The following is an 11,755-nucleotide window of genomic DNA, read 5'->3' as shown; positions in this document are numbered from 1 at the left end:
CCCAGCGCTTTCCGTTGCTGGGGCCACTGAGGCTGTGAAGGGAACGCTATGGGCCTGGTCATGACGAAGCTTGCGCGAAAGTGCGCCTTCGAGGCCGTAGATGGCGAAGTTGACGCTCCTCAACAAGCCGATGAGAACGCCGACAATGCCATTTGCATCAGCCTCTAGGTCTCGTAGTAAAGCGTTGTTGTTGCGGCGATGAGCGCCAGACCGATGATGGCCCAGCGGATGCGGTATCTCCACAGTGGTGACCATAGGAATGCGGCCACGGCTAGGAGAGCGGCTGCGATCGCGACAGCGGTTAGTGGTGTCTCATTCATCGGTTCGCTGGGCCATGATCGTCTCGAACTGTTCGCGGAAGGCGGCAATCCATGCTCCGCTGCCGTCACCGAAGATGGCCCAGGTGAAGTACCAGCTTCCCGTTGCAGTCAGCTGGGCCCGGCCAATGGGTGGCTTGGTGGTCTCATCGCTGCGATAGATATCGACAACGTCGGGCCTGCCCTGTGCGTAAAGCGGGTAGCGGTGTCCCATAAGGACCGTTCCCACATATGTGCCGAGGATTCGATCGCTCATCGTGATACCTCGGCTAGCTGCGTGGCCGCGTGCGATTGCACTAGCGTTCGCAGCGTGTCGCGCCATTCCTGGGAACGGCCGGAGAATGGTGTCTCCCACTCAATGTCAGTGATGAGTCCGCGCCGGGCGATCATCTTGGCGACGGCAATGGCGGAAGTGCGGGCCTGGAGCGTCAGCAGGACCGTGCGGCCACGATGTGAGTGTGGCCAGACCATGTAGGTGTCCCCCGCGAATTGAAATTCCACTACAGATGACGGTGTTGTTTTTTGGTTCACAGCGCCTCACCTGCCGGTAGCGCCGTGGTCGAGGACATGCGAGCCCGGTGGGCGTTAATTGCCACGAGTGCGTCGCGTTTGGTGGGGCACGCGCCCCGTACCCACCGCTCCCGGCAGTAGCCACACCGCAGCCCCCACCACGCAGGACGTGGAACATGCAGATGCAAATGCGTCTGGAGTTGCCCAAGGCGCTCATCGACCAGTATCGTTTCAGATGGCATGGGAGCTCTAACCTCCTGTGAAGAGGCCCGCCGCCGGGATGTGAGACCGCGAAATCTTTTGGTCCTAGCGGCGGGCCATTGTGTGTTGGCTACATCGAGAGTGGCCCCGGGGGTCTCCAAAGCCAGCAACCCGTCCCTACCTCGCCAACGTTGGGCAGGGTGCCCACATCGGGCATGACACGACGATAAGGGCTGTTCCTAGCACTTTGGTAGAGGAAACGCGCTGCACATTGTGTGCATGTGCGAAACGTATAAGTGCGAAACGCACACGGCATATGCGACACTAGGGCATGGATAGACACGAAAGTAAGATCCCGGGCCCTACGCTGGCTCGACGGGCCCTCGGCATGAGGCTGACTAAGGCCCGCGGAATGAGGGGAGAGACACCGGGCCAAGTAGCTCAAGCCGCGCTCGACCAACACCGCAACACGATCGTTCGCATCGAATCTGGCGCCCAAGGCGTTAAAAAACACCAGCTCGACGCTATTTGCGAACATCTCGGTATCACCGGCGTTGAACGCAGCTACCTGCATACACTCCGGGTGAGGAGCAACGAACGCGGGTGGTGGGAGCCCTACTTCGATGCTGGATCAGGCTCAGTGGTAAACCCCGCATTCCCTATGTTCCTAGAGACTGAGCAGGTCGCGGAACACATCCGAGTCCTCGAATCCGAGCTCATCCCAGGGCTGCTACAGACTCCCGAATACCTCGCAGCCCTACAGGCGGCACAGGCCCATGTCCCCGAAGACGTCCTAGCGTCAATCCGCGATCTCAGGAGCCGCCGTCAGCAACTTATGTACAGCAGAGCCGAACTTCCTCACATGGAATTCATCGTGGGGCCAGGCGCAATTCGATACCTGCATCTCCTCGACCCAGAGGTGCGAGACAGCCAAGTGAGGCGGTTGCTAGAACTCGCGGAAAACCCGAAAGTGAACATCTCCGTTCCCAAGGGACTGCACCCAGGTGCTGGACACGGGTTCAATATCCTGGACGCTGACGGTGGCACATTCTTGTTCCTCGATGCACTTGACGGCTGCCGCTACGTGGAAAATAGCCCAGTAGTCTCACTACACAAAGAGGTCTTCGCTGCGACACAAGCAATGACCGTAACAATTGAGGAGTATCTATATGACTCATGAATGGCGCAAGTCGAGCCGTAGCAGTGGGGGTGGTGCCCAAAACTGCGTTGAAGCACGCCGTACGGGCGCGTTCCAGGTGCGGGATTCGAAGCTGGGCGATGCGTCACCGGTCTTCGACCTCGCTGACGGTGACTTCACGAGTCTGCTGCGCGCCGCCCGGCGCTAACGGGTTAGCAGCCAGGCGGCGGAGACTTGGTCGTTTCCGCAGTATAGCGACCTTCGCTGATGGTGAGGGTCGCTCTTTTGCGCACGTATGAGAAAAATCCAGCCAAACAGTGTTTCAGGGGCGTTGGACTCATTTTCACTTCAATACTCGAAAGACACGTTTTTTGGCAGATCTATCCATTCTTCTTGCGTGGGCAATGCCAACCCTCCGCATCTGGCATCTGGTGATGTTCAATGAACCTCTCCTACAGAGAGCAGCCCGGCACCTGAGTCCCTAAATCTGGGTGTACGGCCGGGGGCCATCGCCGCTGCGCACCCCATGTTCAAAGGCACGGTTTCGCCGAAGGGCGCTTACGGTGAAGGCCAAAGCGGACCTGTTGGACACCACAGCCTTTGGCGAGGTCACCGTGCTTTGCCATCCGGGGCCCAGGGACACGGGCCGACACAGGGACCCGAAGTCACACCTGCGAGGAATTCTCAGGCAGGCAATACCGAAATGACAACTCACAAACCTCAGACGGTAAAGTAAGTCCGTTCCGAATTTCCCTCTTCGCTCGGAAGGTCTTGACCTCCATGGTCGAACCCACCCTGACCGGTTATCGCGACCTCACCATGGTCGCCCACGGCTCCTCCGCGTTCGTCTACCGAGCTGTGCAAGAGCGCCTTGACCGCGAAGTCGCGGTCAAAGTGCTACTGGTCGACGATGAAATGACCACCCAGTCTGCGGTCCAGAAGGAACTGGACACCACCGTGTCGGTGTCCAACCACCCCCATATCGTGTCGATCATCGACACCGGGACCACCGCCGAGGGCCAGCCCTACATCGTCATGGAGTACTGCGAAGGCGGCTCCTACACCCAAATTCTCAAAAAGAACGGGCCACTTCCCGTCTCCGACGTCGTCGAAGTCGGTATCAAGATCGGCCAGGCCCTGCACGCGGCCCACTCGGCCAATATCATTCACCGCGACGTCAAACCACAAAACATCCTGCGAGCCCAGTACGGCCCCGCCCTGGCCGACTTCGGTATCGCCCGCGCGGCCGCCGACCTCGCCTCGACGGGCACACTCGACAAGCTGACCCCACTCCACGCCTCTCCGGAGGCGATTCGCCGGGAATCGCAGACGGCGGCTTCCGACTTGTTCAGCCTCGCCTCAACCATGTGGCACCTTCTGGCGGGTCACGCCCCGTTCGCCAACCCCGAAGGCGGCACCGACCCGGACACACACCGGCGACGACTAGAACACGAGCCGCCACCTCCCCTGCCGCGTCAAGACGTGCCCGAATGGTTGGAAAACCAGCTGCGCAAAGGCCTGTCCAAAGACCCAGCCGACCGCCACGAGTCCACTCTGGCGTTCGCCGAGGCTCTCCAACAGCAGGTTTACGGCTCCACCTCGGCTGGCTTCGTGCGATCCCCCTCCAGTCGCATGACGTGGGAGGACTTGGCCGACGAAGCCACGGTCTTCCGGCCCACCGACGGACCACCCCGTGATCCCAACGCGCCGATGGACCCTTTCGGACAACACACGTCCTCAGGACAGGCCGGGATGCCACCGGCTGCCTTCGATTCCGCGCTAGGCCCCAGCCACCACGACCTCAAGCAGATGCTCTCCGGAGGACCGGCCGCCCCACCCCAGCCAGGTCAGCAGGCGCCGGGTGCCCCCCATCCGGTATATCCAGCCTCTGGGGTGCCCTTCTCCGGAATTCCCGCCTCGCCAGCCCCCACTGGCACCGGCGGCTACGACACACCCATTAGCGCCAGCCCCGCCAGCGCCGCCCCCGTCAGTATGGCTCCGCCTCCGACGCCGTGGAACGCTTCCGCCCAAGGGGGACCACAGCAGGTCTCTAGCGCCCCGGTGAGCAGCCCCATGGTCGCGCCGCCGGTGATTGAACGTAAGAAGGCGAGTAAGGCCGCCGATGGTGCCGGTTCCCTACGGCCCTACATCATCATGGGGTCGGTCGTGACAGTCGTCTTGGCGGCCGTGATGCTGGGGTGGCTGTGGATTATCAGTCCCTCTGGCGGTAATGAGGACGAACCGCCACAGGCGGTCATCGACGGTGACTTGGTGCCGACGGATCTGCAGATTGCCGACCTGGGTGACCGCATCACGTTGAGCTGGGAGGATCCGGTCGGTGAAGGGACATCCTCGTTTGTGGTGATGTACATCCGCGATGTCCCCGACGCCACCTACGAAACTCTCACAACCACCGAAAACGGCGCGACGACTACGACTATCAACGCCCTGTCCGACACGGAGAACTACTGTTTCCAAGTGGGATTCCTCGTATCGTCCGAGGAGTTGAACTTCTCGGAGGAAGTGTGTACTGAGCGCGAGCCGCAGTAGCGCTGCGGTAACTTCGGCATCTGCGTTTGCCGACGGTCTTTGACGCACAGAGCCGCCGCCCGAAAGGGCGGCGGCTCTGTATTGCTTGGGTCGCCCTGGTTAGGGGCGCACTGCGCAGGCTCCGCTTAAGCGGCGGCCTCGGCTTCCTGAACCTCGCCGAAAGCACCGGCGGCCCGCAGGTTCTTCAGCGTGTCGGCCCAGTTCTGTTCGGCCGGGAGGTCCTTGGCGAAACTTTCCAGTTCAGCCTGGATCTTTTCACCGTGACCAGCGTCGGTGAGGACCTTGAGCTCCTCGACGATGGCCTCGGAGTCAACGGCGTGGTGCACCGTCTGGCCATTCGTGATGTTACGGACGTAAACGTGCTTGCCCTTGTTGAGCGGGATCAGGTACTTGAATTCCCCGAGAACGCTGAGCCCAGAGCTTTTCGATTGCCCTGCACGGACGGACGCGCGCGCTGTCTTGGAGGTGTTAGCTGCCACAGCCGGTCTCCTCACCAAATCGTGTGTGTATGGTTCCAATTTTCTGCGCCGCAAACTGCGCCCGGGCACCGTTTGCGGCACACACCCCTGCGGGCGGCGTCGCGACGCGGAATTGCCGACTCGGGCTCCACACGTCGTTGGGCTTTACGGTCGTGCGGGACACGACCGCGAGAGCACAACAGTGGTATGAGTCTGTAGGCAGAGAGAAAACCGACACGTGGCCGGTCACTTCAACTCTACAACTGTACATGAGTTCTCGCCGGTGTCGATTGGCACACTTATTATTGGAGGTTTGCGCCATATCCATACAGTTCTCGCTGTTGGCAGGCTCGGCATTGGCGAAAAACTTCCACTCTCGGCCAGTTTTAACCTAGCGCGATACGTTACGAGCTGTCAGTATGGTTATGAGCCATGTTGCGCATGTTCGGCAAAAGGGCCTAAAGGCCGGTAAAAGTACGGCGGCGCGAGTGCATGTGGGGAAGGTGCATTACGTCGATTTTGCCGGGAGGTGCGCGGTGCTCACGAAGGGCGTTATATCCGTCCACTCCAGCCCACCGGCTGTGTGTCCACACGTCGAGTGGGCCATCGGTCGTGTCCTGGGCACGACCGTGAAGCTGGGTTGGGAACCCCAATCCGCAGAGGCGGGAACCCTGCGTTCAACGCGGTCCTGGCGCGAAGCGCCCGGCATGGCCGCCGAGATCGCAGCTGCCCTGCGCCAGTGGCCAATGCTGCGGTTCGAAGTAACCGAGCAACCCAGCGAAGGCTGCGACGGGGAACGCATCATGTACGTTCCCCACTTGGGCGTCTACCGGGCCGCAATGAGCGCCTCCGGGGACCTCATGGTCACCGAGGACCGGATACGGGCGCTGTTGGCCACCACCACCAGTTCCGAGGCACTGCGAAGTGGCTTGGACAAGCTGCTGGGCACCGAATGGGACCGGGAGCTGGAACCGTACCGGCTCGCATGTGGCCAAGCCGAGCAGTCCTGGCTAGGTCAGGTCAGCTAAACCGCAAACACAGGGCCGCAAGGTAAACCTTGCGGCCCATAGTCTTGCCTCACACCTTCGCAGCTGGGAGTCGGCCTAATCAAAGATTGGGCCGAGGTGGCGAGTGCGCTTAATCTCGTAGAAACCCGGTGTCGCGGCGACCAGAATCGTGCCGTCCCACAACCGGCCCGCGGCCTCACCTTTGGGAGCCGGTGTCACCACTGGCCCGAAAAATGCCACCTGGTCACCGTCGGGCCCGTCCACGGCGATGACCGGAGTGCCGACATCTTGGCCGACCAAATCGATACCACGGTTGTGGCTAGAGACAAGCGCCTCGTCGTACGAGTCGGTGTCACCGACCGTCGCCAATTCGGCCGGCAAACCCACCTGTGCCAGCGCCGCGGGGATATAAGACGCGGAATCCTTGTTCTGTTTTATATGGATCTCAGTGCCAAGCGCCGTATAAAGCGCTCCCAGCGTCTCGTTGTCATACTTGTGCGCCACAGCCGTGCATACCCGCACCGCTGGTTTGGTGCGCGGCAGCAATTCCCGATAGGAATCCGGAAGCTCGTCGAGCTTGTCCCGGTTGAGAACCCAGAGGCTCATCACGTTCCAACGAAACGTCACGTCGCGGACCTTCTCAACCTCGAGTGCCCATCGAGATGTCATCCACGCCCACGGGCAAGCCGGATCGAACCAAAAGTCGGCAATTTTCTTCTCACTCACAGAGCAATCTCATTTCTGGTTTCTGAGGGTGGTTCGCCTTGGTGCAACGATGCCGGCACCTGGCTTATTCCACCAGGGAACAGGCGGCGGCGGGCGGCAGCGGCCTCCTCAGGCCGAACCGTGGGCCTTAAATACAACGGCTGGCTTGGCCCTACCATCGACTTCGGACACCACAGCCAGCAATTCACCTGACTCGTTGAGCGCCGCCCCCATCAGGACCGACTCCTCGTCGGTGCGTGCAGAACCACGCCACGGCGGTGACTGACCGAACGACAGCTTCCTCGCCTCGTCCTCCCCCACCACAAACGTCTCCATCAGCCGTCCCGCGCTGGTACCCATGTCAGTCAAGGGGACCGGCTCCCCCGCGTCTTTTCGCTCCTGCAAAGTCTCCAGCGTGAACGCCTCATCGAGGCCAAAACCGCCAACGCTGGTACGGCGCAACGCCCGCAGATGTCCACCGACACCGAGCGCTTCACCGGCGTCGCGGGCGATCGCGCGGATATAGGTACCGCTGGAACAATCGACGGTGATGTCAATCTCGACGAATTCTCCACGCCTGATGTCGGTGATATCCAGCCTAGAGATCGTCACCGGCCGTGCTGGCAACTCCACGTCCTCACCATCGCGGACCCGCTTGTAGGCGCGTTCCCCATTAATCTTGATGGCGCTCACCGCACTGGGGCGCTGCTGGATGTGCCCGCGCAAAGGGGCAAAGGCAGCTTCGATATCGGCTGCGGTGAGGTGGTCAGTCGCGGAACTGGCGATGACGTCGCCCTCGGCGTCGTCGGTTACGGTCGATTGACCAAGCCGCACGGTGGCGGAGTAGCTCTTATCGAGGCCAGATACGTACGTCAGCAGTTTGGTGGCCTTACCCACGGCGATGACGAGAACTCCTGTGGCCATCGGGTCAAGGGTCCCTCCGTGGCCTACCTTGCGGGTGCGGGCGATCCCCCGCATCCGGGCCACGACGCCGTGAGAAGTAATGTCCTGCGGCTTGTCGACGATGATGAATCCGTGCTGCTCGTTAGTCACAGTCGTTGAGCCTAAACCGTCGCCGCGCTGGCTGATCAAGCCCGTTGGGCTCCGACTACGGCCCAGTGTCCGCCGCGCAGGCGCAGGAGTATCAACACCAGCCGGATGACCATGAAAGCCGCCAGCCCAGCCCAAATCCCAAACAGGCCCCATCCGAAGGCTGGGGTGGCCCAGGTGAAGGGCAGCCAGCCGAACACAGCGGCCGCCACCGTCATATTGCGCATGAACGCGAGGTCGCCAGCTCCGATGAGGACTCCGTCCAACGCGAAGACAACCCCCGCCACGGGCATGAGAACGATCATCCACAGGAAAATGTGATTCATTTGGACCCAAACGGCCGGGTCGGACGAAAAAGCGTATGGCAACACCGGTGATAGAGCCAGCATGAGCGCGAGGAAAATGCCGCCGTAGGCGAGGCCAATCCAGGTCAGTTTTTTCGCGGTCGCGATGGCCCCATTGCGACTGCGGGCGCCCAATTGGGCCCCGATAAGGGCTTGGCCGGCGATGGCCACGGCGTCTAGGGCGAGCGAGGCGAACATCCACAGCTGCAAACCGATTTGGTGTGCGGCCAAGGACGCGGTGGAGACGTGCCCGGCCACTGCCGCCGCCGAGAGGAAACATGCCTGCATGGCGAGCCCTCGCACCAGCAGATCCCGATTGGCGATGAGTTGCTTGCGCAACAACCACACCTGCGGTCGCAGGTTGACGTTCTCGCGCCTTAGGGCCCGCAGGAACAGCACTCCCGCGATGGTCTGTGCGACAACATTGGCGATCGCCGAGCCCGGTAGGCCCAGGCCCACCGGATAGACCAAAGTTGGGGTGAGAATTGCGGCGACCAGGAAGGCGATGAGGACGAAACGCATGGGCGTCTTCGTGTCCTGTACCCCACGCATCCAACCCTGACCAGCTGAGATCAACAGCAGTGAGGGGAGGCCGAAGGCCGCGATGCGCATCCATAGGGCAGCCGCTTGGGCCACCTCGGGGTCACCGGTGAACGCCGAGGCGATCGGTCCGGCAGCGGCTTGAACGATGGCGAAGAGAATGAAGCTGGCCCCCAGCGCCAACCAGGTGCCTTGAACACCCTCGGCGACTGCGGCAGCCCGGTCACCCGAGCCGAATTTGCGGGCGGCGCGGGCAGTCGTGCCGTAGGCGAGGACCGCCCCAACCCAACCGGCCACGGCGAGCATGATCGCCCCGATGGCCAAAGCGGCCAACGGAACAGCGCCCAAGTGCCCCACGACCGCCGTGTCGATCAGCAAGAAGATCGGCTCGGCCGCCAACACCACCAGGGCTGGCAAGGCCAGCGCGGTTATCTGAGTGAAGCTGGCGGCGCTGGAGCGGACCGTCGGCGGTTGGGGGGTGAGGGTCACCGTTGCGTCGGGTCCTCGTCTTCTTCGTCGTCCTCGTCTTTGCGGTACGGGTCGGCCTCACCGGCGTAGGTGGCATCGGCGGCTAGGTCGTGGACCTGGGCGTCACGCTCGGCCGCTTCGGCGAGAAGTTTCTCGATGCGGTCGGCCTGCTCGGGAACCGTATCGGCTTGGAACGTCAACGAGGGCGTATGGCGCATGCCAAGGGCCCTGCCGACCTGGGTTCGCAGGTGACCGGTGGCGCTCTTGAGCGCGGCCGCGGAATCCTTGACCTCTTGGTCGGAGCCCAAGACGGTGTAGAAGATCGTCGCTTCGCGCAAATCGTGAGTGATGCGTGCGTCAGTCACGGTGATCATTCCGGCCCGCGGGTCTTTCAGTTTGCGGATCGCGGAGGCGGTGAGCTCTTTTACCCGCTCAGCTACCTTGGCTACTTTGGCGTCGTCGGTCATGATGTGGCCTTTGCTATTCGAAGTCTTCTGGTCCAATGATGCGTCGTTTGACGGACAATATTTCCACTTCCGGGCGGCCAGTGAGGTGATGTTCACATGAGTCGAGCAGTTCACTGACATGCTGGTGGTCGGCGGCGACGGCAGCCACGCCGATCGCCGTTCGTCCGTGTCGAGCCAAATGGCCGACTTCCGCTACGGCCACGTCGTACTTTCGCAGTGAGGCGATGATTGGTCGGACGTATGAACGTTTGGCTTTCAGCGACCGGGCGTCGGAAGGAAGCATCAGGTCGCATTCGAGAGTTCCGCAAAACACCGCTTTATGTTACGGGCGTGCGCGCGGGGTGCCAAATTGGTTTCGGTGCTGTCGTCCGACCGGGCGGCTAGTCCCAATGTTTGTAATTGGGATGGTCCTCGGGGCGCACCTGTTGCGGCCGTCGGGCCCGTTGTTGGCCAGGTTCGGGCGGCGGTGGCTCCTCACGGGGCGTATTTGGTGGTGGCGGCCGGTGTCCGACGGTGGGAAGCCCGGAGTTGGGCGGCCGTTTTCCCGCCGAGGGTATGCCCTCGGCGGCAGGACGCGACGAAGCGGCGCGAGGGTTGGTGTTTTCCCCTGCTGGCTGCGCCCGGTGCTGAGGCGGCTGCTGTTGGGCGCTGTGGCGCTGTCGCGGTTCGGGCGGATGACCAGTGGAGGGCGGTGGTGAGTCCATGGTTGGAGCCTCGGGTCGTCCGTGGCCGTGAATGTGTCCGCTGTGGCTTTGCCTCGATTGCGGGTTGCCGAAAGTGGGCTCGCGGCGATTTTGGTCGCTGTGGTTCCCAGCCCCGAATTGGTAGGGGCCTGATGGGGGCTGGCCAAAGTCGGTTGCCCGTGGCGTTTCCGGGGGCCGATAGCCGCTGTGCGGGTCGGTGGGTCCCTCAGCTGCCGGACCAGAGGGCTGAGGAGCAGACCCCGCCTCGGGTCCGTGGTACCCGCTCGGCTGAGGGTGGGAGGTGCCGGCTGGAGGATGCTGTGAGGCCGCTGCCGGGTCGTTCCCCGGCTGCGGAGCACTATTGCCAAGCGGGGGCGGCGGCACCTCATCTCGGACCTTGCTCAGCATCATGGTGTCGTCACCGAGCCGTTGCGTGCCACCGGTAGCGCCATTGACCTCCTCCGCTGCGTCATCCGGACCCTTGCCCAGGAAGAACGCGAAGAACGCCGTTCGACGCATCGCACCGATCAGTCGAGCGAACATCCAGGCCAGCAGCAGAGTCACCAGCGGAGCGACGATGGTTCCAACAATCATCCCGACAATGATGTCGTGAGGGTAGTGGACGCCGACTATGACGCGCGAGGCCGCCATCGTAGCGGCGACGGGAACGGCCACGACGATGACCCAGATGCGCGGCATCACGACGATGATGGCCGCTGCCGCCGCGGCTACCACGGTGGCGTGGTTGGACGGAAATGCCCAGCTACCCGCTTCCTGACAGGTGGCGATGATCGTGACATCAGGCATGAGCTGGCACGGTCGTTGCTGCTCGATGACATCTTTGAGAGAGTTGCTTACCAGGTAGGCGGCCACGGTGCCCACCGGCGCGGCCAGCGCCAGGGCCATGCGGAAGTCATGACGGCTGCGGGCGTGCCACCAGCCTAGGAGGAAGAGAACGGCGAAGACTACCAGTCCTGCGTCAGTGCCATGCTCGAAGATGGTCTGTAGCCAGCCCGGCCAGCCTTCGACGAAGTTGACAACTCTCAGGTACCAGTCAGTGGAAATCTCAGGAACTTGCACAATGTTTAACACTAGGTGAATAGCCAATGTGTTCGGCGCGGGGTCACGAATCGGACTCAACGGGCTTCTTTGACCATCAAACGCACCAGAACACCACAGGTGATTGCCTCCCCGAGCGGTGTCGACGGCTCGGTCTGGTTCGCGAGAACGACGGCGGTCCCCGGCCAGATCGGCGCGATGTGGCGCTCATCGGCTACGGTGCTGTGGGCTCACTGCCCACGGTCAGGCTCGACAGGA

Annotated in this window: 15 protein-coding genes; 4 read left to right on the top strand and 11 right to left on the bottom strand. The window is 62.2% G+C overall.

What is annotated here, in order from left to right; translation table 11 throughout:
* Positions 1-164 precede the first annotated feature (164 nt).
* From JQS30_RS04970 to JQS30_RS04955, 4 genes are read right to left on the bottom strand one after another with little or no spacing between them, the layout of a single operon-like run.
* Positions 165-320, bottom strand: coding sequence for a hypothetical protein (locus JQS30_RS04970; RefSeq protein ID WP_213172271.1), 156 nt, complete (start codon positions 318-320; stop codon positions 165-167).
* Positions 313-573 (bottom strand): hypothetical protein, encoded by a 261-nt coding sequence (locus JQS30_RS04965; RefSeq protein ID WP_213172270.1) that lies wholly within the window; start codon positions 571-573, stop codon positions 313-315. Before JQS30_RS04965 ends, JQS30_RS04970 begins: the two co-directional genes overlap by 8 nt.
* Positions 570-818 carry a hypothetical protein gene (locus JQS30_RS04960; RefSeq protein WP_213172269.1) on the bottom strand — a complete coding sequence of 83 codons (249 nt, stop codon included), beginning with the start codon at positions 816-818 and terminating at the stop codon, positions 570-572. The genes JQS30_RS04965 and JQS30_RS04960 overlap by 4 nt, the downstream gene beginning before the upstream one ends.
* A gap of 26 nt (positions 819-844) precedes the next feature.
* Positions 845-1,069, bottom strand: a complete 225-nt coding sequence (locus tag JQS30_RS04955) for a hypothetical protein (RefSeq protein ID WP_213172268.1) — start codon at positions 1,067-1,069, stop codon at positions 845-847.
* 290 nt (positions 1,070-1,359) lie between these two features.
* On the opposite strand from JQS30_RS04955, the gene JQS30_RS04950 reads away from it, so the two are divergent.
* From JQS30_RS04950 to JQS30_RS04940, 3 genes are all read left to right on the top strand, one after another.
* Entirely contained in the window at positions 1,360-2,208 is an 849-nt protein-coding gene (locus JQS30_RS04950; RefSeq protein ID WP_425498835.1) for a helix-turn-helix domain-containing protein, read from the top strand.
* A complete protein-coding gene (locus JQS30_RS04945; protein ID WP_213172266.1) occupies positions 2,198-2,374 on the top strand; it encodes a DUF397 domain-containing protein in 177 nt (58 codons plus the stop codon). Before JQS30_RS04950 ends, JQS30_RS04945 begins: the two co-directional genes overlap by 11 nt.
* A 572-nt stretch (positions 2,375-2,946) precedes the next feature.
* Positions 2,947-4,716 (top strand): serine/threonine-protein kinase, encoded by a 1,770-nt coding sequence (locus JQS30_RS04940; RefSeq protein ID WP_213172265.1) that lies wholly within the window; start codon positions 2,947-2,949, stop codon positions 4,714-4,716.
* Between the two features lie 125 nt (positions 4,717-4,841).
* Here the strand turns inward: JQS30_RS04940 and JQS30_RS04935 are convergent, their stop codons facing one another.
* Complete coding sequence (locus JQS30_RS04935) at positions 4,842-5,195, bottom strand: hypothetical protein (RefSeq protein WP_213172264.1); 354 nt, start codon at positions 5,193-5,195, stop codon at positions 4,842-4,844.
* Between the two features lie 515 nt (positions 5,196-5,710).
* Here JQS30_RS04935 and JQS30_RS04930 point away from each other — a divergent pair.
* Positions 5,711-6,202, top strand: coding sequence for a DUF3145 domain-containing protein (locus JQS30_RS04930; protein ID WP_213172263.1), 492 nt, complete (start codon positions 5,711-5,713; stop codon positions 6,200-6,202).
* Between the two features lie 75 nt (positions 6,203-6,277).
* Here JQS30_RS04930 and JQS30_RS04925 read toward each other — a convergent pair whose 3' ends face one another.
* The 6 genes from JQS30_RS04925 to JQS30_RS04900 all read right to left on the bottom strand — a co-directional run bounded on the left by JQS30_RS04925 (position 6,278) and on the right by JQS30_RS04900 (position 11,518).
* Entirely contained in the window at positions 6,278-6,907 is a 630-nt protein-coding gene (locus JQS30_RS04925) for a mycothiol-dependent nitroreductase Rv2466c family protein (RefSeq protein WP_213172262.1), read from the bottom strand.
* 108 nt (positions 6,908-7,015) lie between these two features.
* Positions 7,016-7,939 carry a tRNA pseudouridine(55) synthase TruB gene (gene truB / locus JQS30_RS04920; RefSeq protein WP_246498065.1) on the bottom strand — a complete coding sequence of 308 codons (924 nt, stop codon included), beginning with the start codon at positions 7,937-7,939 and terminating at the stop codon, positions 7,016-7,018.
* Between the two features lie 35 nt (positions 7,940-7,974).
* Positions 7,975-9,309: an MATE family efflux transporter gene (locus tag JQS30_RS04915; RefSeq protein WP_213172260.1), complete on the bottom strand. Its 1,335-nt coding sequence runs from the start codon at positions 9,307-9,309 to the stop codon at positions 7,975-7,977.
* The gene (gene rbfA / locus JQS30_RS04910) at positions 9,306-9,755 is read right to left on the bottom strand and encodes a 30S ribosome-binding factor RbfA (protein ID WP_213172259.1); all 450 of its coding nucleotides are present in this window, start codon (positions 9,753-9,755) and stop codon (positions 9,306-9,308) included. Before rbfA ends, JQS30_RS04915 begins: the two co-directional genes overlap by 4 nt.
* A 13-nt stretch (positions 9,756-9,768) precedes the next feature.
* Complete coding sequence (locus tag JQS30_RS04905; protein ID WP_213172258.1) at positions 9,769-10,068, bottom strand: DUF503 domain-containing protein; 300 nt, start codon at positions 10,066-10,068, stop codon at positions 9,769-9,771.
* Positions 10,069-10,135: 67 nt separating this feature from the next.
* On the bottom strand, positions 10,136-11,518 hold the full coding sequence (locus JQS30_RS04900; RefSeq protein ID WP_213172257.1) for a phosphatase PAP2 family protein: 1,383 nt from the start codon (positions 11,516-11,518) through the stop codon (positions 10,136-10,138).
* Positions 11,519-11,755: the final 237 nt, after the last annotated feature.

The sequence above is a fragment of the Natronoglycomyces albus genome (assembly GCF_016925535.1).
Classification (GTDB): domain Bacteria; phylum Actinomycetota; class Actinomycetes; order Mycobacteriales; family Micromonosporaceae; genus Natronoglycomyces; species Natronoglycomyces albus.
The sequence above is the reverse complement of the archived record's forward strand: the minus strand, read 5'-3'. Positions and strand labels throughout refer to the sequence as shown.

Coding starts and splice junctions, on each gene's coding strand:
- JQS30_RS04970 (WP_213172271.1), bottom strand. CDS start 320: ATGAATGAGACACCACTAACCGCTGTCGCGATCGCAGCCGCTCTCCTA.
- JQS30_RS04965 (WP_213172270.1), bottom strand. CDS start 573: ATGAGCGATCGAATCCTCGGCACATATGTGGGAACGGTCCTTATGGGA.
- JQS30_RS04955 (WP_213172268.1), bottom strand. CDS start 1,069: ATGCCATCTGAAACGATACTGGTCGATGAGCGCCTTGGGCAACTCCAG.
- JQS30_RS04950 (WP_425498835.1), top strand. CDS start 1,360: ATGGATAGACACGAAAGTAAGATCCCGGGCCCTACGCTGGCTCGACGG.
- JQS30_RS04945 (WP_213172266.1), top strand. CDS start 2,198: ATGACTCATGAATGGCGCAAGTCGAGCCGTAGCAGTGGGGGTGGTGCC.
- JQS30_RS04940 (WP_213172265.1), top strand. CDS start 2,947: ATGGTCGAACCCACCCTGACCGGTTATCGCGACCTCACCATGGTCGCC.
- rbfA (WP_213172259.1), bottom strand. CDS start 9,755: ATGACCGACGACGCCAAAGTAGCCAAGGTAGCTGAGCGGGTAAAAGAG.